The organism is Aquimarina mytili, assembly GCF_016735115.1.
GTDB lineage: Bacteria > Bacteroidota > Bacteroidia > Flavobacteriales > Flavobacteriaceae > Aquimarina > Aquimarina mytili.
The window spans coordinates 839,286-865,292 of sequence record NZ_JAERQJ010000001.1 but is presented as its reverse complement, the minus strand read 5'-3'; the positions used below and the strand labels follow the sequence as shown (position 1 = coordinate 865,292).

Below are 26,007 nucleotides of genomic sequence, written 5' to 3'. Positions count from 1 at the left end.
GTTAATACGTAATTTATGAAGAAAGTAGTAGTTATTGGTAATGGAATGGTTGGTTACAAGTTTTGTGAGAAATTTGTGGCCTCAGAAAAATTCAACGAATATAAACTTACCGTTTTTGGTGAAGAACCCAGAAGAGCTTATGATAGGGTTCACTTAAGTGAGTATTATGCAGGAAAAACTGCTGAAGATTTAAGTATGTGCTCTGCCAATTGGTATGAGGAAAATAATATAGATCTTCATACCTCTGAAATGATTACCGAAATTAACAGAGAAGAAAAAACAGTGTCTAACCACCGAGGTACTAAATATTCATACGACTACTTAGTGTTAGCCACTGGATCCTCAGCATTCGTTCCTCCTATTCCGGGAGTAGAAAAAGAAGGCGTATTTGTATATAGAACTATAGAAGATCTCGAAGCAATTGAAACCTATGCAAAAAAACTAAAATCTGAAGGCAAAACGCAAGCTGCAGTACTTGGCGGTGGATTATTAGGTCTTGAAGCTGCAAATGCTGTAAAAGAATTAGGACTTGAAGCTCATGTTGTAGAGTTCGCCCCTAGATTAATGCCTAGACAGTTGGATCAAGGAGGTAGTGATATGCTTCAAGCAAAAATCGAAGAGCTTGGACTACATGTACATGTAAGTAAGCAAACCAAATATATTCAAGGCGATAAAACCATCGAAGGATTACAATATATCGATGGGTCAGAATTAAAGTTAGATATGCTAGTGATTTCTGCCGGGATACGACCTCGAGACGAAGTTGCGAAAGAATGCGGACTAGAAACTGGATTACGCGGCGGTGTTGTTGTAGATAATGCCATGAAAACTTCGGATACTAGTATTTATGCCATAGGAGAAGTTGCGTTATATAATAACATGATCTATGGACTTGTTGCACCGGGGTATGATATGGCAACCATTGCTGTATCTCAAATAACTGGTAATACCACTGAAACCATGATAGATCATATTGATATGTCTACGCAATTAAAATTGATAGGTACCGAAGTAGCAAGTTTTGGAGATGCTTTATCAGAAAATAACACTATAGACACTATCGTTTACGAAAACAAAAGAAAAGGTATTTATAAGCGGATCAATGTTTCTGAGGACGGATCTAAACTTCTTGGAGGAATTTTAGTTGGAGATTCGTCAGATTATAATGCTCTCTTTCAAATATATGATACGTCAATGGCACTACCAGAAGATCCCGAAGACTTAATATTTGGTAGTCGTGGAGAAGGTAATTCTTTATTAGGAGATATAATGGATCTACCTGATGATGCCCAAATATGCTCTTGTGAAAGTGTAAGCAAAGGCGCTATTTGTGACGCTATTCAAGACGGAACATGCAATGATCTTGGCGATGTTTTTAGTTATACTAAAGCCGGAACAGGATGTGGAGGATGTAAACCTATGGTCAAAGATTTGGTTGATGCAACTCTAAAATCTTTAGGAAAAGAAGTTAAAGACACAATTTGCGAACATCTTGAATATAACAGACAGGAGCTTTTTGATATTATAAAGTTAAAAGGATACAGAAAATTTGATGATGTATTGGATCATTATGGAAAAGGTGATGGATGCGAAATCTGTAAGCCTGTTGTTGCATCCATTATGGCCAGCATCTACGCCGATACCGCTAATGAAGAAGAAGTGATACAAGATTCTAACGATAAGTTCTTAGCAAATATTCAACGTAATGGTACTTATTCGGTGGTGCCCAGAATTCCTGGAGGAGAAATTACTCCTGAAAAATTAATCGCTTTAGGTGAAGTGGGTAAAAAATATGAGTTATATACTAAAATTACGGGAGGACAACGTGTAGATTTCTTTGGTGCACGGTTGGATCAACTGCCCAAAATATGGAAAGATTTAATTGATCATGGTTTCGAAAGCGGACATGCCTATGGAAAATCTTTACGTACCGTTAAAAGTTGTGTAGGATCCACCTGGTGCCGATACGGTATGGATGAAAGCGTAAGTTTTGCCATAGAATTAGAAGAACGTTACAAAGGATTACGATCGCCACATAAAATTAAAGGTGGGGTTTCTGGATGCATTAGAGAATGCGCCGAGGCTCGTTGCAAAGACTTTGGGGTTATTGCCGTTGAAGGAGGATGGAATCTTTATGTGTGCGGAAATGGAGGTGCCAACCCAAAACACGCTGAATTACTGGCAGAGCAAATCGATAACGAAACAGTAATCAAATATCTTGATCGATTTTTAATGTTCTACATCAGAACTGCAGCACCATTAGAAAGAACAGCTAAGTGGTTAGACAAACTTGATGGAGGCATAGAATACCTAAAACAAGTAGTAATCGATGACACCCTTGAATTGGTAGAAGAGCTCGAGGCCGAAATGGCAACATTGGTCCACAATTTTCAATGTGAGTGGACTCAAGCCATACGAGATGAAGAAATTATGAAACGTTTTAATCACTTCGTGAATAGCGATCAACCCGATGACAATCTTGTATTTGTTCCCTTAAGGGATCAAAAAATGCCAAAGCTCTGGAAATAAGAATTGATCTTTTAAGAAAAAGATAAAATTAAATGAATAAAAAAATGGAAGAAATCTTAGATATATATAGAACTACAACGACAGAAGATGTAAAGATATGGTTTGAAGCCGCCAAGGTTAGTGATTTTCCGAAAAATGGTGGGGCTTGTATCAAATACAAAGAAAAACAAATAGCCATTTTTAATTTCGAAAGAAAAAACAAATGGTATGCCTGTCAGAATGTTTGCCCTCACAAAATGGAGATGGTGTTGAGCCGTGGTATGATAGGTGATCAAAATGGGATACCAAAGGTAGCCTGCCCAATGCATAAAAAAACGTTTTCTCTAGAGAATGGAGAAAATCTAAATGGAGATTTAGATGCCATTGCCACATACCCCGTAAAAATTGAAAATGATGTCGTATACATTGGTTTTTCAGAATAAAGGATTATTTGATTAAGGTACAAAAAGTACTAACTTTGGTAGCTTACCAATTATAAACTATTTTATGTCTTCTGAAAAATTATTACTTAAGGCTTACAAAGTATTTGATGAAGTTAATGCTAAGGATCCCAATTCCGAAAAAATTGATGGAAACTTAGTTCCTAAAGAATTAATTTATGGGCAACGTATGACCAAAACTCTGGAAAATTTTGATTCAAATGCCTCAGAGGCTTTAAAGCTTGCGGCCAGATCTCAACACATTTGTCGTTGGGAAATTCCTAGAGACAGCTACCCTATGGACCGTGTTGGCTATCTAAAATGGAGAGAAGAACTTAAAAAATTTCATGCCTCAAAAGCGTCAACAATTCTTCAAGAAATAGGATATGATGATGATATTATCCAGAGAGTATCCTTTTTACTTCAAAAAAAGAAATTAAAAAAAGACGAGGAAACTCAAACCTTGGAAGATGTAATTTGTTTAGTCTTTTTAGCATATTACTACGAAGAGTTTTCAGCAAAACACAACGATGAAAAAGTAATCGATATTTTGCAAAAAACCTGGAGAAAAATGTCTGAAAAAGGTCATAAAGCAGCATTAAAACTATCATATTCAGAAAAAGCATTAGATTTGATAAAACGAGCTTTGGCATAATCCTGTTGCATTGAATAGAAAAGAAACCTTAGACCACCAAACATTTGAACGCCTAAGTAAAATATACATCATTGCATTAGGCGCTATTGCTATATTCACTATTGGAGGTCAATTTTTTATCCAACGCTATCTAAATTCACAAATTGATGATTCTAGGATTATTAACATCTCAGGGAGACAGCGAATGTTAAGCCAAAAATTATCTAAAGAAATTCTTCTATTATCCGATGTAAAGAATAATAGACTTAAAACGTCATACATTAAAGAGCTCGAATCTACTCTCGAACTTTGGCAGCAATCTCATCAAAGCCTTATACAGTATAATGATTCAATACAGAAAGAAAGTAAAGACAGCCTTAAGATTAAACAAATGTTTGTGGCTTTACAGCCATATTTTAATTCGATTTACCAAAGTAGTATAAAAGCGATTCAATTAACCAGAAAAGACTCTATAGATCATCAACAATTAAAACCTCATCTAGAAGCCGTTATTTTGAACGAACCTTTCTTCTTGAAACAAATGGACGCCATTGTATTTCAATATGAAAAAGAAGCACAACAGAAAGTGGCTAGCTTAAAGAAAATCGAATTGTTATTGTTTTGCCTGATAATTCTAATTCTGATTTTCGAATTTTTGTTGCTTTTTCGACCTGTAGCTTTGAGTATAAAAAAGACAATCTCTAACTTATTGGTTGCTCAAGAAAAAGCCGAACAAATGGCATCCAGGGCAGATGAATTAAGAAAAGTTCAAGAAGAAAACATACAAGAATTAGTTTCGCTAACCAGAGCCATTGATCAAACCTTGTTATATGCGAGAGTTGATGAATATGGAGCCATACTCAGTTTAGGAGGACGCTTTGCTGATTTATTAGGTGTAGAGCATAATTATCAAAGAAAACAGCTTTCAGATTATATGAATTTGAGTGAAGTTCAAAAAAGTAGATTGGATGATCTTATTACCCAAAACAAAGGTGGAGTCTTTAATGAAGAATTTGAGTTTGATACTATATTAGGACAAAAAATATGGTTGGATATAACAATACTTACCGTCTATAAAGAATCAGGTTTATCAGAAAGGTTAGTATTATGCTCAGATATTTCAAAACGAAAAGAAGCTCAAAACGAAGTTGAACGATTAAATGCAGCTCGGTATAAGGAAAAGGAAGAGGTACAAAAATCTAATGCTAGTCAAATTGTAGAAGCTCAAGAAGAAGAACGAAAGCGAATTGCAAAAGAGATCCATGACAGCATAGGGCAAATGTTAACTGCACTGAAGTTAAATATCGAATCTATTAATCTTAGTAATATTGAAAAAGCCAATCTTAGGATTGAAGGTTTAAAAAAAATATCTGAAGACCTGATCCAAGGTATACGTATTGCGACATTTAACCTTACTCCGCCAGAGCTAAAAGATTATGGAATTTCTATTGCACTTCAAAAAATGGCAAAAGAACTCTCTAAATTAACGGGTAAGAATATCATTTTTGAAAATAATTCCAATTTTGATCAACGTTTTGACACGTTAATCGAGACTAATCTGTATCGTGTTACACAAGAAGCGGTAAATAATGCAATTAAATATGCACAATCAAGTTATATAATGATTTCTGTAAATCATTCAGACACCCTTTTAAGCATAACCATAAGCGATAACGGAAAAGGATTTGACATTAAAACAATCCCTTCTAAACCAACGAATAAAGCCGAAGGAGGAATGGGGTTATTTTTTATGAAAGAACGAATGAATTATATTGATGGAAGAATATTTATTAACTCAATTCCTAATGAAGGAACCAGAGTAACGCTTAATTTCAATATTCCAAAAACTTAGGTATTTAAACCTTATTTACTTTTTTTTTTATGACCTCATTTCTGTAATAATCAATAATACCATCTATTGGTCGTCGTACTATATTACCTACGGTAAGATGATATGGCCAAACAGCTGCTCTAATAATATCTTCACTAAAATGGGCTATTGAACCAATAAAGTGTACCGGAACATTTTGTGCTTCTGGGAAACATAAGACTCTGTTTTCAACAAACTCTTGAATTCCTTCGGTTACGATTTTATAAAAATATCCATTACGCTCACTTGTAAAAATAAACTCTGCAAAAGATGCTAAATACGTATTAGGATTATCTTTTTTATACAGATTCTCTTTAATAGCATCAGAAGATAAATCGAAACGTTTTTCGAATTCTGCGGCTACCTCCGGAGGCATCCTCTTATAATAATAATCTCTAATTAGTCGTTTTCCAAAATAGTTACCACTGGCTTCATCCATAAGGATATATCCAAGAGAATCGACCGTCATTTTAATCTCATCTCCATCAAAATAGCAACTATTAGATCCTGTACCCAGGATACAAACGATACCTGGCTCTGTTGTGGCTGCATATACTGCCGCCACCATATCTTCTTTAACAACAACTTCTGAAGCATTAGTAAAAAAGTCTTCAAAGACTTCTTTTAACATTGCCGCTGGCTTTTTAGTTCCACAGCCAGCGCCATAAAAATGAACAATATCAATTTTATCGCGATACGCAGTGAGTTCCTCGTTCTTTTTAACTCTTTTTTCTAACAAAGAAATTTCAAATACAGCAGGATTTAAACCTTCTGTACGGGTTTTAAAAACGATTTCTCCTGATTCATCAAGAAGAATCCAATCACACTTAGTAGAACCACCGTCAGCTATTAAAATCATTTTAAAATGTATTTGTTGTTAAAGAAAGAGAATAAAGCCCCAAAATTAATTTCGGGGCATGAAATATAGTTCTATTATAGATTTCCTACATGCGTTGACAAATCAACCAACTTTGTTGAGTATCCGTATTCATTATCGTACCATGATACTAGTTTAAAGAAATTATCATTAAGTGCAATTCCTGCATTAGCATCAAAAACCGATGTTTGAGATTCTCCAACAAAATCCTGAGACACAACATCTTCTTCTGTATATCCTAAGATTCCATTCAGTTCGTTTTCAGAAGCTTTTTTCACAACAGCTTTAAGCTCATCATAAGATACTGATTTTTTAGTTTTTACAGTAAGATCTACAACAGAAACATCTGCTGTTGGTACTCTAAATGCCATCCCTGTCAACTTACCTTTTAAGGCTGGTATTACTTTGGTTACAGCTACAGCTGCTCCAGTAGTTGAAGGAATAATGTTGTTCAAAGCACAACGACCTAATCTATAGTTTTTTCTTGATGGAGTATCCACCACAGCTTGAGTAGCTGTACCTGCATGTACAGTAGTCATTAATCCTTCTTCGATACCAAAGTTATCATCGATTACTTTTGCCAATGGTGCTAGACAGTTTGTAGTACAAGATGCATTAGAAACAATAGTATCAGAATCTTTTACATCCTTATGATTTACTCCCATTACAAACATAGGTGCATCTTTAGAAGGTGCAGAAATCACAACTTTCTTTGCGCCAGCTTTAAGGTGTGCATCAGCAGTATCTAGAGTAGTAAAAATACCTGTACAATCCATAACTACATCTACACCTACGGCATCCCATTTTAGATCTTCTGGGTTACGTTCTGCAGTAACACGGATTTCTTTTCCGTTTACAACCAGGTTTCCGTTTTTCACTTCTATAGTTCCATCAAATTTACCATGAACAGAATCATATTCTAATAAATAAGCTAAATGCTCTACTTCTAACAAATCGTTAATCGCTACAATCTCTACATTATCACGCTTAGATGCAATTCTAAAAGCGATTCTTCCAATTCTACCGAAACCGTTAATTCCAATTTTTAACGTACTCATATCTAAAATTTTAGTTGTTTTTAATTTAAAATGTGGTTATATAATTATACTGAAGTAATATCAGCTACTTTAATTAACCCATCATGACTATGGGATCTTTTATCTAATGCTTTTTTTAATGGTACAATTGTTACTGTTTTATGAACAATACCAATCATTACCTCACTTTTACCTTCTAACAATGCTTCGACTGCTCCTACTCCAAGTTTACTTGCAAGCACTCTATCATAGCAACTTGGTGCACCACCACGCTGAATATGCCCCAATACAGACACCCTAACTTCATAGTCATCCAGGTTTTCTTCGACATATTCACCAAGTTCAAAAATATTTTTACCTGATTTATCGCCTTCTGCTACTACTATAATACTCGATGTTTTACCTGTTTTTTTACTTTTCTTGAGAGAATCAATTAGCCTATCAACTCCCATATTTTCTTCAGGAATCAAAATCTCTTCGGCTCCAGCCCCTATCCCTGCGTTTAAGGCAATATCACCCGCATCACGTCCCATAACTTCAATTAAGAATAAGCGGTTATGAGAACTTGCGGTGTCTCTTATTTTGTCAATCGCATCAACGACAGTATTTAGTGCGGTATCATATCCAATGGTATAATCTGTACCATTAATATCATTATCTATAGTACCTGGGATACCAACTACAGGAAAATTAAATTCTTCTGACAATTTTAATGCGCCAGTAAAACTTCCGTCTCCACCGATTACTACAAGCGCATCAATATTATTCTTAACTAAATTTTCATGGGCCTTTTGTCTACCTTCTACAGTTCTAAATGTTGCAGACCGTGCAGATTTAAGGAAAGTACCTCCTTTGTTTATAATATTACGAACAGATCGCGCATTAAGCGCTTCAATTTCATTATTTATAAGACCTTCATATCCTTTATAAATACCAAAACATTGTACTTCATAATAACTACAGGCACGCACTACAGCACGTATTGCAGCATTCATTCCCGGAGCATCTCCTCCTGAGGTAAGTACGGCTATATTTTTCACTTTCTTTATCATTGAAGTCAAATCTATTGTTAATGAATATAATAACCTAATTTGCCAAAAAACTAAAACGTTTTCGGTTGATAAATTCAGTATTTACTGACAGAAATGGGGAAATTTTAACACATTTTCATTGATTTTGTTAAGAATAGATTATTATCATAAAATGATCACTTTTGGAACGTTGTACGATATTAAACATATATAAAAGCAAAAACGGCCTGCATTTGCAAGTCGTTTTCTCAAATAAATATATCTATTTTTAATTATTCCTTAATCAGAATCATATACTGCCATGAATCAAGCTCATATTCTTGACCTAATTTGCTTTCTAATTCTTCTTCAGAAAGGTAGTCTTTAAATTTACCTTCAAATTCTGCAGTAAATTTCACAGGTTCTTTTGTCATATTTGAAACGAATACGATCGTATTATTATCTTTTTCCCTTTTAAATACCAGAACTTTGTTATCATCTGAAGTTTTAATCCTTGTGTAAGAAGCTGCATTTTTACCTCCATGTAGTGCAGGATTATTATTTTTCAGCTTTCCAAGTTTTTCATATAAAGGAAAAAACTTACCCTTCTTTTTTATAATTGTATCTTTTTCAAAAAACAATAATCGCTTATCCATATCATACTCCTGACCGGAATAGATTAAAGGCATACCTGGAGCAACATATGATAATGCAGCAAACATGGCTGCAGCATCTCCCATTCGCTCTTGAACGGTTCCGTTCCATGAATTTTCATCATGATTAGAGGTAAAGTTCATTAAAATATCATCTTTAGCATACATTGTATCTATTTGTACCATCCTTTTATCCCACTCTTTTGCATCTGCTTTTCCTTGAGCAATATCATTCATTTTGTGGTGTGTATCCCAACCATACCCCATATCGAAAGCATTTTCTAATAACTCTGGCTCCCAACCTTCAGCTAGCATAAATACTGGTTTTATTTTTTTAAGCTCTGCTACAGTGGCATCCCAGAAATCAACTGGTACCATTCCTGCTACATCGCAACGAAATCCATCTACACCTTCCTCTTTTAACCAGTATATCATGTCTTTTTTCATCTGTTCACGCATCTCTTGATTGTCATAATTAAGATCTGCAACATCGGTCCAATCTGTATCAACTGTATGTGTTATGTTACCAGCTTCATCTTTAGTATAATATTCGGGATGTTCTTTTAGCCATGTATGATCCCACCCTGTATGATTTGCAACCCAATCTAAGATTACATAGATTCCATTATCATGTGCGGTTTTAACTAACTCCCTAAAATCCTCTATCGTACCAAATTCTGGGTTTACTTTGGTGTAATCCGATATAGCATAATAACTTCCAAGAGATCCCTTACTTTTGGTTGTAGAAATTGGGTATATTGGCATGATCCATAGTATTTTTACGCCTAATTTTCTAAGCTCTGGAATATCTTTGGTAAATGCTTTAAACGAACCCTCTTCTGAGTATTGGCGTATATTAGCTTCATAAATAACGGCGTTTTCCATTATTGCGTCACTTACTGGTGCAAGTGTTTCTTTAACTTCTTCTTGAGTGACTTCAGCTACTGCTTCTTCTTTTTTAGCTTTGCCGCAGGAAAATAATATCCCAGCAGAAACAAAACTTAAAATTAAATTTTTCATTTTTTAGTTTTATTAGTGGTTATTGGTCTTACTTTAATTCGATTATCATTGATGTTTTACCTTGAATGGTAATCGCTTCTGTGACATCAATATTAGAATCTGTAATAATATCTGTCCCCATTTTATAATCCTTAAGACCTTCTTTGAATCGAGTAACATTTAATTCTTGATCATTAGAATTATTATTAATAATTATCATTACACTTTTTTCTTCTTTATACCTGAAATAGACATATACATTATCAAAAGGGATATACTGTAAAAGTTTGCCTGTGTGTATTACTTTTGCATTTTTTCTCCAATTCAATACTTTTTTAGTGAAAGAATGAAAAGCTTCCTGATCATTAGTCCTTCCATTTTCCTTATCAGATGACAAGAAAGCATTTTGGGTGTCTCCTTTCCATCCCCCTGGAAAATCTCTTCGAATATCTCCATCTCCTTTTTTATCTCGATTGCCCAGCATTCCTATTTCATCTCCATAATACATTTGAGGAATACCTCTAGTGGTAAACACCAATGTCATAGCCATTTTATACTTATTTATGTCTCCTTGATATATCTCATTAATACGATTAGTATCATGGTTGCCGGCAAACAATAGAAGATTATTAATATCAGGATATAAAAAGTCGTTTGTGAAATTATCATATGCTTTGATCATCCCTTTATCCCATGCTCCTTTATCTTCATTAAAGACAACCATTAATGCATCATGAAGCGTAAAATCCATTACTGAAGGTAAATGAGAGTTGAAATTATCAATCGCTCCTATCTTACTGTCTTTTTGCCAATACGCCATTTGTGCCTGATCATGCATCCACACCTCACCTACGATATTAAAATCAGGGTACTCATCCATAATCGCTTTGGTCCACTTGGCTATTCCTTCTTTATCATTATAAGAATACGTATCTACACGAAATCCATCTAAATCTGCATACTCTATCCACCAGATTGCATTTTGGGTAATGTACTTAAGAAGCAGTGGATTGCTTTGATTCATGTCGGGCATGGTTGTGTCAAACCAACCATCCATACATCCTTTACTATCTACAACAGAAGCATTAGTATCAAACTGTGTAGTCATACGATAGTTGCTTCGCTTAAATCCTTCTGGCCATTGATGGATCCAATTTTTAGTTGGTAAATCTTTAATCATCCAATGTTTTGACCCCCAATGATTCGTAACATAATCCATGATTAGTTTCATGTCCAATTTATGCATTTCTGAAGCCAAACGTTTATAGTCTTCATTAGTTCCGTATCTAGGATCAATCTTATATAAATCACTTTGAGCATAGGTATGATAGGAATATACGGGTTCATTATCCTCTAATAATGGAGTACTCCATAAAGCTGTTGCTCCAAGGTCTTTTAGATAATCTAAATGATCTATTACTCCTTGTATATCGCCTCCGTGGCGACCTCCTGGTTTTGACCTATCTGCTTTCTCAACAGTATCAGGGTGCGAATCATTATTAGCATTACCATTCGCAAATCGATCTGGCATGATCAAATACATAACATCGCTACTATCAAATCCTTTACGCTGAGAAGAATTTTCTCTTCTCTTTTTTAACTCATAAGGTTGCGAAAAGGCAATTTTATCTTTTTCTAAAAAATGTATAGAAAAGGTTCCAGGTTCTATCCCTTTGGTATCTATAGTTACAAATAGATAATTTGGATTTTCTGTCTTCTTTATCTCGTCAATCGTGATACCTTCAATCTGTACATTGTATTTGGAAATATCTTTTCCATAGCACATTAGTTGTAGCTTTTGGGCATGCATCCCACTCCACCAAAATGGAGGTTCAATTTTTTCTACTTGCGCTTGTGTCAAAGCCACTAAACACCAAGAAAGCAGAACGATTAGTTTAGTTTTCATTTTATGAGTTTTTATTTAAAATAAAAGTGAATCTCTTCTTTATTGTAGAAATAAATACCCCAAAAACCAAGTCTTTGGGGTATCATATGTTTTATCAATAGTATTTAATTAAACCGTAATTAGACTATTAGGAGAAATATTAAACTCCTTACCATCAACATAAATCACTAAATCCTTATCGCCTTCGAGATTGAATGATGTTCCTTGTTGTGAAACATTAACTTTAAGAATCTGATTTCTAAAGTTTACATTAAAACTATAACCTTTCCATTCTTTAGGAATTTTTGGTGTAAATGATAATCTGTCATTCTTAATCCTCAGTCCTCCAAATCCTTCAACAATACTCATCCAGGTACCCGCCATACTAGTTATATGCAGGCCTTCTTCAACTTCTTTATTATAATCATCAAGATCCAGTCTAGAAGTTCTTAAATAAAAAGTATATGCCTGATCCATTCTATCCAAAGTAGCCGCTTGGATACTATGTACGCATGGTGATAGCGAAGATTCGTGTACCGTAAACGGCTCATAAAAGTCAAAGTGACGTTCTAGCTCTTCTTTAGTAAACTGATCTTCAAACATATAAAATCCTTGAAGAGTATCTGCTTGTTTTATATAAGGAGAGCGCAATATTCTATCCCAACTCCATTTTTGATTAATTGGTCGTTGTGATGTATCAAGATCAGCTACTGTGATTAACTCTTTATCTAAGAATCCATCTTGCTGTAAGTATACCTGATGCTTTTCTGAATATGGGAAGTACATTTTTTCAGCAACCTCTAACATTGCATTTATCTCTTCCTGATCAAGGTTTGTCTTTTTGGTGATTCTAGAATAATCATTACTATACTCTTTTTTTACCTTATTGATATTTTCTACACAATACTCAATACACCATTTTGCAAGATAGTTTGTATACCAGTTATTGTTTATATTATTTTCGTATTCGTTAGGCCCTGTAACTCCAAGAATAACATATTTATTTTTATCAGTAGAAAAAGTTGCTCTTTGATGCCAAAAACGGGCAATCGCAATCATTACCTCTAAGCCTTTTTCTGGTACATAACTATAATCCCCGGTATATCTAACATAATTATAAATAGCAAATGTCATGGCTCCATTACGATGTATTTCTTCAAAAGTAATTTCCCATTCGTTATGACATTCTTCACCATTCATGGTTACCATAGGATATAATGCGGCTCCGTTTTTAAAACCAAGCTTTTCTGCATTTTCTATTGCTTTTTCAAGGTGATGATATCTATATGTCAATAAATTACGAGCGACTAGCTGATCCTTGGTTGCCATATAAAATGGAATACAATAAGCTTCTGTATCCCAATATGTACTTCCGCCATATTTCTCTCCAGTAAATCCTTTAGGACCGATATTTAAACGAGCATCTTTACCAAGGTATGTTTGATTTAACTGAAAAATATTAAAACGGATACCTTGCTGCGCTTTCACATCGCCTTCGATAGTGATATCAGCCATTTCCCATATCTTAGACCATGCTTTCTTCTGTAAGTCTAATAATGCATCAAAACCAGCTTCAGAAGCCTGTTTTAGTACTGTCTTACTTGCAGAAGCTAAATCCTCTTTTTTATGATTAAGAGAGACTGTATACCCACCAAACTTAACTAAACTAGCTTTAGTTCCTTTAGGTACTTCCACACTATAATTAAGTTTAACATAGACACTATTAGTTTCTACTTTTGGATAAATATCAATTTGTTCTCCTTCGACAAAAACCTGATTTAACATTCCCGTACAGGCATGAAATTCGGTTTTCATCGTTTTAGATAAGATTTGGGCAGAATTACCTTTATGAGATAAATCATATGTATCCCAAAACTTATCATCCCAATTGGTATCTTCATTCGTAATTCCTGCATCGAGATATGGAGTAAATACAATCTCAGCTTCTTGATTTACAGGAGTAACTTCATACTGTATAGCTCCTACTTCATCAAGGTCCAGACTTAAAAAACGTGTCGATTTTACAGATACTTCAACATCATTTAGGAGAACAGCATTAAAGGTTCGTTGATACCAACCTTCTTTCATGTTAAGTTCTCTTCTAAAATTAGTTACTGATTTACATCTGTATAAATCTAATTTTTCACCATTTACCTTTACATCAATCCCTATCCAGTTAGGAGCATTAAGCACTTTTGCGAAATATTCTGGATATCCATTTTTCCACCAACCTACTCTGGTTTTATCAGGATAATACACTCCTGCAATATAACTTCCTTGAAAAGTAGGTCCAGAGTACGTTTCTTCAAAATTAGCTCTCTGTCCCATCGCTCCGTTACCTATACTAAAAAGGCTTTCTGAGGATTTAACTCGTTCTACATCAAACCCTTCTTCAATAATTGACCAGTTATCTGGTTTTATATAATCCTGATTCATCTTCTTCTAAACTTTTTTGGCCGCAACCAAATTATTTATAAACTCTTCTTTTATTTCTGTAAAATCATTAAAAACATAATCCGCTTCGTGTAGTACCTTTGCATCTCCTATACCAATACTGATCATATTAGCAATATTAGCTGCTTGAACTCCTGCAACAGAATCCTCGAACACCACACAGTTTTCTGGTGATATTCCTAACTCTTTAGCTCCAATTAAAAATACCTCTGGGTCTGGTTTTGCCTTAGAGACATTAGTCCCATCAACAATGGCCTGAAACTTAGCGGTTAAATCCACTTTATCAAGAATAACTCTTGCATTTTTACTAGCAGACCCCAAAGCGATTGCTTGCTCTTTTGACATCAAATAATCCAAAACTCTTGGCACATCAGGAAGAATTTCACTCGCGTCCATTTTAGATATATACACAAGGTATTCTTCATTTTTCTCTGACATTAGTCTGGTAAACTCTTCTTCTGAAATGGTCTTATTACCCCATTCTAATATTTTTTCTAAAGATCGTATTCGGCTAACTCCTTTTAGTTGTTCATTTTGTTCTTCAGAAAAAGAAATACCTAAGCTATTTGCAAGATTTTGCCACGCCAAAAAATGATATTTTGCAGTATCAACAATTACTCCGTCTAAATCAAATATAAATCCTTTTTTCATTATTCTGTTACTTCTTTTGGATTATACGTTATGGCATCTTTATTGGTAATCAACAAGTTACAAAATCCAGCAATGATTAAACTAATTCCAGCAACAATCATTGCATTAATTGTGTCTTCTCCAATAAGCTTATATGTGAAATTTATACCTCCAACTGCGGCTATTACCTGAGGTATTACTATAAACATATTAAAAATCCCCATGATCACTCCCATTTTCTTTGGATCTACTGAGCTAGAAAGCATTGCATAAGGCATTGACAATATACTACCCCAAGAAAAACCTATCAACGTAAAAGATAGAATCAACCATGATGGTGAAGGCACAAAATACATGGATATGAATCCAAGCCCACCAAGTACTAAAGAAAATAGATGAACTAACTTTCTGTTTATTCTTCTTCTAGAGGTGTAAAAAACCAAAATCAATGCAAAAGCCATAGAAGATAAGCCATATATTCCCATATAGCTTCCTACTTTGTTCGAAGACTTTTGAAATTTATTGTTACTTACCCAATACCAAGCCTTATGATTATCAAAATCTTTAGTAACAGATTGCACAAATGCATACTTTTCCGCGTTATCTTCCAAAGAATTATATTTCACTTTGTACTGTTCAGATAACCTTGAATCTGAAATTAATGTATCTGCAAGAGCGTTACTAAAAAACAGTGAATCTTCTTTTGCTATTACTAAAAACTCACTTTTAATTTTTTCTATAGATTCCGTACTTTTATCAGCCACCTCGTATAACTCCTGAGTTGGGTTAGGGGTTTTAAAAACATGCTCAGTTAAAGCAGGATTTGTTAGTCCCCACATAGTAAAAAAGGCAAACCAGCTAAAAAATTGAACTAAACCCAATTTTTTCATAGTTAATGGCATGCTTCCTATGTTTCCTAAAATGTCAGATACAAAACTATTTTTCTCCTTTTTCTCTCTTTCAAATTCCTCCATATCCTCTGGGGGATACTCTGTAGTTGTAAACACAGTATATAGAATACTAATAAAAAAGACAAAAGCTCCTATTGCAAAAGCCACTTTTACGGACATTGGTACTACTCCACTCGGCGCTGAATCGCTAACTCCTAATTGAGATACCATCCAAGGTAAGTTACTTGCTACAAATGTACCTATACCAATAATCAAAGTCTGCACAACAAAACCATACGATCTCTGAGAATCAGGTAGTTTATCAGCTACTAAAGCCCTAAAAGGCTCCATAGAAACATTGATTGAAGCGTCTAGAATCCATAAAAACCCTGCTGCTACCCATAGCGCAGGAGAATATGGAACAAAAAATAATGCTATAGAACTAAAAACTGCTCCAATTAAAAAATATGGTCTACGTCTTCCCCATCTAGGACTCCAAGTACGATCACTAAGATATCCTATAATAGGCTGTACCAATAAGCCTGTTAAAGGAGCTGCAATCCACATGATTGGTATATCATATATCTCAGCACCTAAGGTTTGGAAAATTCTAGACATAAATCCGCCTTGCAATGCAAAACCGAATTGAATTCCTAAGAAACCGAAACTCATGTTCCAAATTTCCCAGAAACTTAACTTACGCTTGTTCATTAAGTGAAATTTAATTATTACACTGATAAGCGCATGACTTATCAAAACTTATTTAAATGTAGAAAGTGAAAATATAAGTTTTGACTGGGGCCAAAGATATTATAATTTTTGAATAAAAAGGATCACTCCTTAGTTTTTTTTGTTGACTGTCTATGAATTAAATTTGTATCAATTATAACTGTTCTATACTCTTCGGTTAAAGCATCATCCCCTTCTAGCTTATCAATTAGCAGTTTTGCAGCTCGAACTCCCATATCTTCTCCATGCTGACTTATTGTTGTTAAACTTGGGATAAAATGCTTGGATAATATACCATCAGTAAACCCTATAATAGCCACATCATCTGGAATTTTCTTCCCTTGTTCATTTAAAACTTTAGCTGCGGTAACAGCAAATAATTCATTTACGGCAAATACAGCATCAACATCTTTATTTTTCAGAAAATCTTCGATTTCTGATTCACAATTATCAATATCCTCGATTTTAAGAATAAACTCTTCATTTTCAGGAATATCATATGCTCGTAAGGCTCTAAGATATCCGTTTGTTCTTAATTTACCTACGCTTATATAATCAACTGTAGTTAGAATAGCTATTTTTTTACAACCTATTGATAATAAATGATTTGTAGCCGTTTGAGCTCCTTTCGCATCGTCAATAATTACTTTATCACAAACTACTTCATCGATAATCCTATCAAAAAGAACAACGGGCATCCCTTGACTCATCGTTTCTTCTATATGATGATAATCTTTCTTTTGCTGTGTCTCTTTGGCTACTGATAAAATAAATCCATCTGCACTACCACTAGCTAACATTTCCATGTTAATTACCTCTTTGTCAAATGAATTATTTGAGGAACATATAATTACATTATACCCTTTTTCGTTAGCCACCTTCTCTACTCCTCCAATCACCGTAGTAAAAAAATGGTGCACAATTTCTGGTATAATAACACCAATGGTTTTTGTCTTTCTATTCTTAAGACTTAATGCAATGTTATTAGGTTTGTAATTATACAGTTTAGCGAAGGCTTTTACCTTTTGACGAGTGTCCAAACTTATCTCTACACTATCTTTTAATGCTTTTGATACTGTAGAAATGGAAACATCCAGCTCTTTTGCAATTTGTTTTAACGTAACTTTTTGTTTCATTTATCTTACTTATTTTTTTTACAACCCAAAAGGGTGGCTAACTGCAATTTAATCAATCCCAACGTAACTTAGCACAATTTGGTCTATGGCAGTCCTTTTTTAATTAAAAGTCAATTTTGAAGGCGAAAATATGCTATATGGTCATAATTATACTTAAAATTTTAACGAAATTTTAAAAGTTTTCCACACGCAAACGTTTTCGTAAGGTTCAGACTACAGCTTCTCTAAAAATTAACACAAAATTTACATACTTTGGTTGCAGGAAAGTGAAAATATAAGATTTAAAACAATCAAAAACTAATTTAATTTTATGAAAACATTTACAAAAAGCGCATTGTTTTTATTGTGGTTGATACCAATGAGCTTTTTTGCGCAGTCAACTATCAATGGAGTAGTTACTGATGCAGGAAGTGGTCAACCCATTCCTGGTGTAAATATCATTGTAAAGGGAACTACAAATGGAACATCATCTGATTTTGATGGTAATTATTCTTTAGGCAATGTTAACCAAGGGGATATCGTAGTATTCTCTTATGTTGGTTTTATAGCACAGGAAGTAGCTTACAGCGGTCAAGCTACAATCAATATTGCATTAGAAGAAGACGCCGCAGAACTTGAACAAGTAGTACTTATCGGTTATGGTGCCTCTAGAAAAAGAGACCTTACCGGATCTGTTGCACTTGTAACATCAGAAAATTTTAATACAGGTAACAATGTTACTGCTGAAAATTTATTTAACGGACGAGTAGCAGGTGTAAACATCAATACAAATGGTGGTCCTGCAGGAAACTCGGAAATTAGAATTAGAGGAGGTGCTTCTTTAAATGCATCAAATGATCCATTAATTGTAATTGATGGTTTACCATTAAATGATCCAGATGATTTGGCTAATGGTTCTAGATCTCTTCTTTCGACAATAAATCCAAATGATATAGAATCTTTTTCTATTCTAAAGGATGCATCATCTGCCGCAATATATGGTAATCGTGGTGCAAATGGAGTTATTATCATTACTACTAAGAAAGGAAAGAAGAAACTTCAAATCAGTTTAGATTCTCAAACAACTGTGGAAAGAGTTAATAAAACTGTTGATGTATTTTCGGCTAGCCAGTATCGAGAATTTATTCAAGAAAACTTTCCTGATCGTGTTGATGAATTAGGTAATGCTAATACAGATTGGCAAGATGAAATTTACCGTACGGCATATTCATCTATACATACTTTATCAGCAAGTGGATCTCTTTTCGATGTATTACCTACACGTGTCGCAATCGGAAGGTCAGATCAAGAAGGTCTAAGAAAAACTTCAAAATTTGAAAGAACGACTACTTCTCTCTCTTTAAACCCAAGACTATTTAACAATCATCTTAAAATAGATATAAACGCAAACCTAAACTTCGAAAAGAATAGATTTGCACCAGGTGTTGAGGGAGCTGCGATTACATTTGACCCTACACAGCCTGTTTTTGATACAGATACTCGTTATGGAGGCTTTTTTGAATACAGAGACCCAGCTACAGGATTTGCGCTTGGAAATGTACAACGAAACCCAGTTGCTGAGTTAGAACAAACAAGAGAAATTGCAAATGTTAGACGTTACTACGGTAATGTAAAACTTGATTATCAATTGCATTTCTTTCCTGATTTACGCGCTGTAGTGAACATCGGTGTAGATGATAGTGAAACAGATCGTTTTAAAGACGTTTCTACGCAAAGTGCATTAGGTTTTAACTCTACGCTAGGAGAACTACTTGGTTCTAAATCTGATACAGACTTATTACTCAAAAACCGACTTTTAGATACGTATTTAACGTATAACAAAACTCTTGGTGGTTTAGATATTGAAGCTACAGGAGGTTATTCTTATCAGAAATTCGATTTTGACAAAATAGAAACAGGAAATCAGCGTGACCCAAATGCTCTTACTGAAAGAACAATTAGTCCGGATATCGTATTATTAGCATATTTCTTAAGAACGAATCTAAAGTTTAATGATAAATACTTCTTATCAGCTTCTATCCGTAGAGATGGAACTTCAAGATTTGGACCGGATAATAGATGGGGATATTTTCCTGCAGCATCGTTTGGATGGCAGATCAGCGAAGAAAACTTCTTAAAAAACTCATCTGTTTTAAGTGACTTAAAACTACGTTTAGGATACGGTATTACAGGTCAGCAAGACATTGGTGATAATGGATTCGATTACTTAGAAAGATATAGAAGAGGAAGTCCATTTACTCAATATATTCTTGATGGACAAGTAATTAACATTGTACAACCTCAGTTCAGAAATGAAGGAATCGAATGGGAAAAGATCACAGAATACAACCTTGGTCTGGATTATGGTTTCTTAAACGACAGAATTAGTGGTGCAATAGATGTCTTCAAAAAAGAATCTAAAGATCTACTTTCTGAAGCACCAATACCAGATGGAGCTAACTTTTCTAACCAAGGTTTCCAAAATATCGGTAAGTTTGTTACACAAGGTATTGAATTCTCTGTCAGTGCCGATATCATAAGAAATAATGATGTAAATTGGAATGTAAGCTATAATGCTACTTTTATAGATCGAGAAATAGAAGAATTAGCATTTGGACAAGATATCTTAACTAAGGATATCGGTGGAGGAACTGGTAACACCATTCAAGTACAAAGAGAAGGTGAAGCTCCAAACTCCTTTTATACATTTGCTCAAATTTATGACAGTGCAGGTAGACCAATTGAAGGAGCTTATGCCGATCTAAATGGAGATGGTTTATTAAACAACAGTGACCGATACGTTTCGGGTAAAGGTACCCCAGATTATATCATGGGACTTCAATCGAGATTTAATTATAAAAACTTTGATTTTAGTTTTAGCATGAGAGCAAATTTAGGTGCTGAAATATATAATAATGTAGCATCATCAAATGCGCAATTAGGGAACATAGTTAGATCAGTATTTAACAACACACCAGTTTCTGTACTAGATACTAATTTTCAAAGTACACCAGATGTTATACTTTCTGACTTCTATATAGAGGATGCTTCTTTCTTGAGAATGGATAACATCACAATGGGATATACTCTAAGAGATATCATGAGAGGAGTTTCAAGCCTTAGAATATGGGCAGGTTTACAAAATGCTTTTGTAATCACAGATTATACTGGTTTGGATCCTGAAATCCAAAATGATGGTGTAGACAATACGATCTTCCCAAGAGGACGCTCTCTCTTGTTTGGAATAAACTATAAATTTTAAAAAAATAAGAAATGAAACTATATAAGATTTTTTTATACGCATTTCTATTCATAGGTATCTTCTCTTCTTGCGAAGGTGATTTAGATATCGAATTAGAAGATGATGATGATTTACTGGCAAGTGATGTCTTCAATAATAGAGATGACTACAGAAATGCTTTAGGTGGGGTTTATGCTAACCTTTCTCTAATTGGACTTGATGTAACTGCTGACGGTAGACCCGAAACAGCTAACTTAGAAGGAATTGATGATGGAACCAGTCAATATGTAAGAGGTTTGTTTTCGCTACAAAACGTTTCTACTGACGAAGTAATATGGTCTTACGAAAATGACCCTGGTATTGCAGACATTCAAAGAAACTCTTGGGATGCCAACAATGTATTTTTACTTAGTTTTTTCTCGAGAGCATCATTCCAAATTTCTTTGGCAAATGAGTTTTTACGCCAAACAACTGACGGAAAACTAGATGAAAGAGGAGTTGCTGGAGATTTAAGAAATGAAATACAAATTTTTAGAGCAGAAGCACGTGTATTAAGAGCTCTATCATACTATCATTTATTAGATTTATACAGAAGAGCTCCTTTTGCTACCGAGAATGATGAAGTAGGATTTACAAGACTACCTGAAATCAAAGACGAAGAGTTGTTTAACTACATAGAGGAAGAACTTATTGCTGCAGATGCAAATCTTTTAGCTGTAACTCCAGGTCAAAATTATGCTCGTGCAGACAAAGGAGTAGCAAAAATGATTCTAGCCAAATTATATCTTAATGCAGAAGTGTATTTAGGTGCTGGTAATGGACGTTATGCAGATTGTTTACGTGTTTGTGAAGAAATTATCAATAGCGGATATTCATTAAACCCTGTTTACCTAAACAATTTTAATGCAGACAATGACTCTAATGGAGCTCAGAATGAAATCATATTTCCAATTGTTGGAGATGGTAATTCTGTAAGAAACTTTGGAGGTGCATCTTTAATTATACAAGGAGAACAAAATGCACCAGGATTTGAACCAACTCCAGCGTCATTAGGAGTAGAAGGATTTACAACATTATATAGAGCTAGAAGACAGTTTTCTGAAAAATTTGTAACTGATCCTCTTTTCCAAAATGATAGTAGAAATGCTTTAGTTACTCAGGATATAAGCTCTGACCCAACCAGTACAGATCCACCAGTTGATAGACCAATAGAAATTGGCGATGATTTTACTGATTTCACTAGAGGATATTTGGTAACCAAATACTCTAATATTAAATCAACAGGTGAACCAGCACCGAATGTTACTTTTGCCGACACTGATTTCCCGATGTTTAGATTAGCAGATGTATACTTAATGTATGCTGAAGCACACTTACGAAATGGTGGTGGAGATAGAAGTGTTGCCTTAGGATATGTAAATGCACTAAGAGAAAGAGCTTTTGGAGATACTTCTGGAAACATTACAGATCCAGAATTGACTCTAGACTTTCTAATCGATGAAAGAGCGCGAGAGCTATATTGGGAAGCACACAGAAGACAAGATTTGATTCGATTTGGTTTGTATACAGGAGGAGCATATAATTGGAGATATAAAGGAGGTACTCCTAATGGATCTTCAATTGGAGAGCAATTTAAACTATTCCCAGTTCCTGCTCAAAACCTATCGGCAAATCCAAACCTTGGACAAAATCCAGGATTCTAATAAACTATGAAAAATTTAAATTATACAGTCATGAAAAAAATATCAATTTTAATGTTTGCATTTGTAGCATCGTTATGCTTCAATGCATGTGTAGAAGACGAAGAGCCTACATTTGTAATACAGGAAGAACAATCTGAAGGACCGCTAATTGTATCTCCTGCTGCAACAGAAGTTACTCTTAACAAAGACCTGGCAGATCAACAAGCGTTTACCTTTGTTTGGAAAGATGCTGCATATAATGTTGATACACCAATTACATATACTATAGAAGCTGCAGCTAGCGGAACTAATTTTGAAACTCCCCAGGTTGCTGCAACAACTAATGATCTTTTCTATACTTGGACAATAGGAGATCTTAATAATTTAGCGATTACTATAGGTTTATTACCAGATGTTGAAAGTGCAATACAATTAAGAGTAGTTTCTTCTATCGGAACCGATGGCGGATCTGGTATCGAGTCGAATGTAATTTCTGTTGTAGTTACACCTTATGCTACAGTTGTACCTGTAAAGAACCTTTTCTTAGTTGGTAATTCTGTAGACACAAACAAAGATGGTACTGCTAATAATGATGATTGGGAAAATGGAGGAGCAATGACTTCTACAAATACCTATTTATTTAGAGATCCTGATAATGAAAATGTTTTCCATTTTAGAGGATATTTCAGTACTGATGGTGGTGGAGACGAATTTAAACTGTTAGAAACCCAAGGAGCATGGCAACCACAATGGGGATTAGATGGTGGTGGATTTACCAGCAGTGATATTCTTGGTGGTGACCCTGGTGCATTTAAAGTTGCTGCAACTGGATATTATGACTTAACAGTTAATATTGATGATTTAACATATTCTTTTACTCCGTTTACTATTACTACAGAGCCTGAGTATACTACAATTGGTATTATTGGAGCTGCAAGAACCGGTGATGATAGTGGTTGGAATGCTCCTGATACTGATATGACTCAATCTGCATTTAACCCTCATATTTGGTACTTAGAAGGAGTTGATTTATTTGACGGACCATTAAAGTTCAGACATAGTGATGACTGGCCAGGAAACTGGGGTGGTACAACAGAACTTACAGGTGTTGGTATTACCGATGGCGATCCTCCTGCAATTCCTGTAACTGCTGGTAAATATGACATTTGGTTTAATGACCTAGATGGACGTTACTTATTAGTTCCTGTAGAGTAATCTGATTGATAAACCTTAAAAAGTTGAAATGAAAAAATTTAAAAATATATCAACCAAAACCATCCTCCTTCTAGGAGGGTTGGTTATTGGATTGACCGGTTGTTCTGATGATGACGACACTTCAGTTAATGACGGAGAAGTAACAAGCCAGTTCCTAAAAATGGACCTTAACCAATTTAAAAAAGAAGATGCAGGAGTATTTATGCAAGCTTTTTATTGGGATGTAGAACCTATTGGCGATTGGTATAATGTAATCAATGAAAAGATTGAAGATTATGCTGCCGCAGGAGTAAATAGAATATGGCTACCTGCACCTGGTAAAGGTGCTTCAGGATCTTTTTCTATGGGATATGACCCAATGGATTATTTTGATGTAGGTGAGTTTAGCCAAAGAGGTGATGAAAATGTTGAAACTCGTTTTGGATCTAGAGAAGAACTAGAAAGCCTTATTGAAAAATCTCATGCTAACGGTATAGGTGTTATTGCGGATATCGTAATGGGACACAACTCAGGAGGAGGATTACAAGATAACCCTCTTAGACCTGGAGATACTGAAGTATTCAGTTTATTCAATGAAGCAAACGGTAATGCTTCTGGTAAATTTAACCGTTCATACGAGCATTTTCATCCTAATGATATTCATGCTAATGATGAACAAGCATTATTCTTTGAAAAAACTGATTTATGCCATGACCAACCTTATGTGCAAGACTGGTTATGGAAAAGAGATGACTCTGTAGCAGAATTTTATAAGTCTTTAGGTTTTGATGGGTGGCGTTTTGATTATGTAAAAAGTTTTGCTCCAAAATGGGTAACAGAATGGAATAATAAAGTAGGTGGATTCTCTGTAGGAGAAAACTTCGATGGAAACCAAGATGTTTTAAAGGATTGGGTAGACGCCTCTGGTTCTCCAGCATTTGACTTTGCTTGTTTCTATAGATTAGATGAAACTCTTGATAGAGCTCAAGATCTTACGGCATTAGGTGATGCAGATAACATGTTAAGAAAATTAGATCCAGACATGGCTGTAACTTTTGTTGCTAATCATGATACTGAAAAAGATGAAAATGAGGACAACAGAATTAGTTATGCAAAAAAATTATTAGCATACTCTTATATTCTTACTCATGATGGATATCCTACTATTTTCTATTTGGATTATGAAGCGTTCAGAGATCAATTAAAAACTCTTATAGAAATCTATAATACTTTAGCAGTTGGTGATGTAGAAGTTATCGAAGCTAGTAAAGATGAGTATATCATGAAAAGAAGTGGTAGCGGAGATAATCCAGGACTAATCTTATACATGAACATTAGTGGACAAACCAAAACTCGTACTGTAAAAACGAACTGGGCAAACAGAACCTTAGTTGATTATACAGATAACTCGAGAGCTACTCCAACTACCGATGGTGAAGGTAATGCTTTATTACAAGCACCAGCAGGAGGTTATGCTATTTGGTCTGTTACAAAATAATGAATGATATTCACACATTTTGAGTTAGCCAAAATGATTAAAGAGTGCTTATTGTAAGCACTCTTTTTTTTGTTATACACTCGTTCATACCTCCCTCCTTCTCCAAATCATATCACGTTCTTTATTCTTTTTATAGTTAAGGCTACACTTCAATTATAACCTAAGCATACGCTTTGACTCTATGTTATAAAAATGATGACATCTATAGTACGAAAGCAGAAACCTAAAAATTCATCAAATAATTACTTGAAATTATGTAAATGCTGCAAATAAATTGAGCATAAGGTGTAATTTTCATAATAAATTATCCTAAAAAACCTACAAAATCAAAGTCTTTATTAACACTACATCGTTAGAGTTGATTTTCATTTTTCATCCCGATTATTATTTATATAGATTAGAGTATTATTAATCATTTAAAAACAAATCATTATGAAAAAATCGGAGATTTTGAAAAAAATCAAATGTGAAATTTTAGACAAGGCTGAAGCTAAAGAAATTACTGGAGGTTATACCGGTTATGGAGCTTGTCCTTACCCAAAATGTCCATCAGACAGAACGTACCCTCCATTTGGAGTATGGGGCGGTAGCTGTGGTGTTTTATATTGGGACAACCAAAGTGTTAATTTTTGTAGAGCATAATTTTTCTCAACAAAAAGAA

Annotated in this window: 18 protein-coding genes; 9 read left to right on the top strand and 9 right to left on the bottom strand. The window is 34.5% G+C overall.

Annotation, left to right across the window (positions count from 1 at the left end; all coding sequences use genetic code 11):
- Positions 1-15 precede the first annotated feature (15 nt).
- From nirB to JJQ60_RS03770, 4 genes are all read left to right on the top strand, one after another.
- Positions 16-2,529: a nitrite reductase large subunit NirB gene (nirB, locus tag JJQ60_RS03785; RefSeq protein WP_201916774.1), complete on the top strand. Its 2,514-nt coding sequence runs from the start codon at positions 16-18 to the stop codon at positions 2,527-2,529.
- A gap of 44 nt (positions 2,530-2,573) precedes the next feature.
- A complete protein-coding gene (nirD, locus tag JJQ60_RS03780) occupies positions 2,574-2,951 on the top strand; it encodes a nitrite reductase small subunit NirD (protein ID WP_201917206.1) in 378 nt (125 codons plus the stop codon).
- 64 nt (positions 2,952-3,015) lie between these two features.
- The gene (locus JJQ60_RS03775) at positions 3,016-3,603 is read left to right on the top strand and encodes a DUF4202 domain-containing protein (protein ID WP_201916772.1); all 588 of its coding nucleotides are present in this window, start codon (positions 3,016-3,018) and stop codon (positions 3,601-3,603) included.
- A 10-nt stretch (positions 3,604-3,613) separates the two neighbouring features.
- Positions 3,614-5,434, top strand: a complete 1,821-nt coding sequence (locus JJQ60_RS03770; protein WP_201916770.1) for an ATP-binding protein — start codon at positions 3,614-3,616, stop codon at positions 5,432-5,434.
- A gap of 4 nt (positions 5,435-5,438) precedes the next feature.
- Here JJQ60_RS03770 and JJQ60_RS03765 read toward each other — a convergent pair whose 3' ends face one another.
- The 9 genes from JJQ60_RS03765 to JJQ60_RS03725 all read right to left on the bottom strand — a co-directional run bounded on the left by JJQ60_RS03765 (position 5,439) and on the right by JJQ60_RS03725 (position 17,752).
- A complete protein-coding gene (locus tag JJQ60_RS03765) occupies positions 5,439-6,311 on the bottom strand; it encodes a BadF/BadG/BcrA/BcrD ATPase family protein (RefSeq protein ID WP_201916768.1) in 873 nt (290 codons plus the stop codon).
- Positions 6,312-6,385: 74 nt separating this feature from the next.
- The gene (gene gap / locus JJQ60_RS03760) at positions 6,386-7,387 is read right to left on the bottom strand and encodes a type I glyceraldehyde-3-phosphate dehydrogenase (protein WP_201916766.1); all 1,002 of its coding nucleotides are present in this window, start codon (positions 7,385-7,387) and stop codon (positions 6,386-6,388) included.
- Positions 7,388-7,431: 44 nt separating this feature from the next.
- Positions 7,432-8,418: a 6-phosphofructokinase gene (gene pfkA / locus JJQ60_RS03755; RefSeq protein WP_201916764.1), complete on the bottom strand. Its 987-nt coding sequence runs from the start codon at positions 8,416-8,418 to the stop codon at positions 7,432-7,434.
- 251 nt (positions 8,419-8,669) lie between these two features.
- Positions 8,670-10,049: an alpha-amylase family glycosyl hydrolase gene (locus JJQ60_RS03750; RefSeq protein ID WP_201916762.1), complete on the bottom strand. Its 1,380-nt coding sequence runs from the start codon at positions 10,047-10,049 to the stop codon at positions 8,670-8,672.
- Positions 10,050-10,077: 28 nt separating this feature from the next.
- The gene (locus tag JJQ60_RS03745) at positions 10,078-11,934 is read right to left on the bottom strand and encodes a glycoside hydrolase family 13 protein (protein WP_201916760.1); all 1,857 of its coding nucleotides are present in this window, start codon (positions 11,932-11,934) and stop codon (positions 10,078-10,080) included.
- Between the two features lie 108 nt (positions 11,935-12,042).
- Entirely contained in the window at positions 12,043-14,349 is a 2,307-nt protein-coding gene (locus JJQ60_RS03740) for a glycoside hydrolase family 65 protein (RefSeq protein ID WP_201916758.1), read from the bottom strand.
- A 6-nt stretch (positions 14,350-14,355) separates the two neighbouring features.
- Positions 14,356-15,018, bottom strand: a complete 663-nt coding sequence (gene pgmB, locus JJQ60_RS03735; protein WP_201916756.1) for a beta-phosphoglucomutase — start codon at positions 15,016-15,018, stop codon at positions 14,356-14,358.
- A complete protein-coding gene (locus tag JJQ60_RS03730) occupies positions 15,018-16,598 on the bottom strand; it encodes an MFS transporter (protein WP_201916754.1) in 1,581 nt (526 codons plus the stop codon). Before JJQ60_RS03730 ends, pgmB begins: the two co-directional genes overlap by 1 nt.
- 122 nt (positions 16,599-16,720) lie before the next feature.
- The gene (locus JJQ60_RS03725; RefSeq protein ID WP_201916753.1) at positions 16,721-17,752 is read right to left on the bottom strand and encodes a LacI family DNA-binding transcriptional regulator; all 1,032 of its coding nucleotides are present in this window, start codon (positions 17,750-17,752) and stop codon (positions 16,721-16,723) included.
- A 310-nt stretch (positions 17,753-18,062) separates the two neighbouring features.
- On the opposite strand from JJQ60_RS03725, the gene JJQ60_RS03720 reads away from it, so the two are divergent.
- The 5 genes from JJQ60_RS03720 (at position 18,063) to JJQ60_RS03700 (ending at position 25,988) form a co-directional block, all read left to right on the top strand.
- The gene (locus JJQ60_RS03720) at positions 18,063-20,993 is read left to right on the top strand and encodes a SusC/RagA family TonB-linked outer membrane protein (protein ID WP_201916751.1); all 2,931 of its coding nucleotides are present in this window, start codon (positions 18,063-18,065) and stop codon (positions 20,991-20,993) included.
- Between the two features lie 11 nt (positions 20,994-21,004).
- Positions 21,005-22,675 carry a RagB/SusD family nutrient uptake outer membrane protein gene (locus JJQ60_RS03715; RefSeq protein WP_201916749.1) on the top strand — a complete coding sequence of 557 codons (1,671 nt, stop codon included), beginning with the start codon at positions 21,005-21,007 and terminating at the stop codon, positions 22,673-22,675.
- A gap of 30 nt (positions 22,676-22,705) precedes the next feature.
- Positions 22,706-23,869 (top strand): SusE domain-containing protein, encoded by a 1,164-nt coding sequence (locus tag JJQ60_RS03710; RefSeq protein WP_201916747.1) that lies wholly within the window; start codon positions 22,706-22,708, stop codon positions 23,867-23,869.
- 28 nt (positions 23,870-23,897) lie between these two features.
- Positions 23,898-25,346 carry an alpha-amylase gene (locus JJQ60_RS03705; protein WP_201916745.1) on the top strand — a complete coding sequence of 483 codons (1,449 nt, stop codon included), beginning with the start codon at positions 23,898-23,900 and terminating at the stop codon, positions 25,344-25,346.
- A 450-nt stretch (positions 25,347-25,796) separates the two neighbouring features.
- Positions 25,797-25,988 carry a hypothetical protein gene (locus JJQ60_RS03700; protein ID WP_201916743.1) on the top strand — a complete coding sequence of 64 codons (192 nt, stop codon included), beginning with the start codon at positions 25,797-25,799 and terminating at the stop codon, positions 25,986-25,988.
- The last annotated feature ends 19 nt before the right edge of the window (positions 25,989-26,007 follow it).

What these genes read in the sequence shown, in the direction of transcription:
- JJQ60_RS03720 (WP_201916751.1), top strand. Translation starts at nt 18,063, where the DNA reads ATGAAAACATTTACAAAAAGCGCATTGTTTTTATTGTGGTTGATACCA.
- JJQ60_RS03750 (WP_201916762.1), bottom strand. Translation starts at nt 10,049, where the DNA reads ATGAAAAATTTAATTTTAAGTTTTGTTTCTGCTGGGATATTATTTTCC.
- JJQ60_RS03775 (WP_201916772.1), top strand. Translation starts at nt 3,016, where the DNA reads ATGTCTTCTGAAAAATTATTACTTAAGGCTTACAAAGTATTTGATGAA.
- pfkA (WP_201916764.1), bottom strand. Translation starts at nt 8,418, where the DNA reads ATGATAAAGAAAGTGAAAAATATAGCCGTACTTACCTCAGGAGGAGAT.
- JJQ60_RS03730 (WP_201916754.1), bottom strand. Translation starts at nt 16,598, where the DNA reads ATGAACAAGCGTAAGTTAAGTTTCTGGGAAATTTGGAACATGAGTTTC.
- JJQ60_RS03765 (WP_201916768.1), bottom strand. Translation starts at nt 6,311, where the DNA reads ATGATTTTAATAGCTGACGGTGGTTCTACTAAGTGTGATTGGATTCTT.
- nirB (WP_201916774.1), top strand. Translation starts at nt 16, where the DNA reads ATGAAGAAAGTAGTAGTTATTGGTAATGGAATGGTTGGTTACAAGTTT.
- JJQ60_RS03710 (WP_201916747.1), top strand. Translation starts at nt 22,706, where the DNA reads ATGAAAAAAATATCAATTTTAATGTTTGCATTTGTAGCATCGTTATGC.
- gap (WP_201916766.1), bottom strand. Translation starts at nt 7,387, where the DNA reads ATGAGTACGTTAAAAATTGGAATTAACGGTTTCGGTAGAATTGGAAGA.
- JJQ60_RS03705 (WP_201916745.1), top strand. Translation starts at nt 23,898, where the DNA reads ATGAAAAAATTTAAAAATATATCAACCAAAACCATCCTCCTTCTAGGA.
- JJQ60_RS03715 (WP_201916749.1), top strand. Translation starts at nt 21,005, where the DNA reads ATGAAACTATATAAGATTTTTTTATACGCATTTCTATTCATAGGTATC.
- JJQ60_RS03740 (WP_201916758.1), bottom strand. Translation starts at nt 14,349, where the DNA reads ATGAATCAGGATTATATAAAACCAGATAACTGGTCAATTATTGAAGAA.
- nirD (WP_201917206.1), top strand. Translation starts at nt 2,574, where the DNA reads ATGGAAGAAATCTTAGATATATATAGAACTACAACGACAGAAGATGTA.
- JJQ60_RS03745 (WP_201916760.1), bottom strand. Translation starts at nt 11,934, where the DNA reads ATGAAAACTAAACTAATCGTTCTGCTTTCTTGGTGTTTAGTGGCTTTG.
- pgmB (WP_201916756.1), bottom strand. Translation starts at nt 15,018, where the DNA reads ATGAAAAAAGGATTTATATTTGATTTAGACGGAGTAATTGTTGATACT.
- JJQ60_RS03725 (WP_201916753.1), bottom strand. Translation starts at nt 17,752, where the DNA reads ATGAAACAAAAAGTTACGTTAAAACAAATTGCAAAAGAGCTGGATGTT.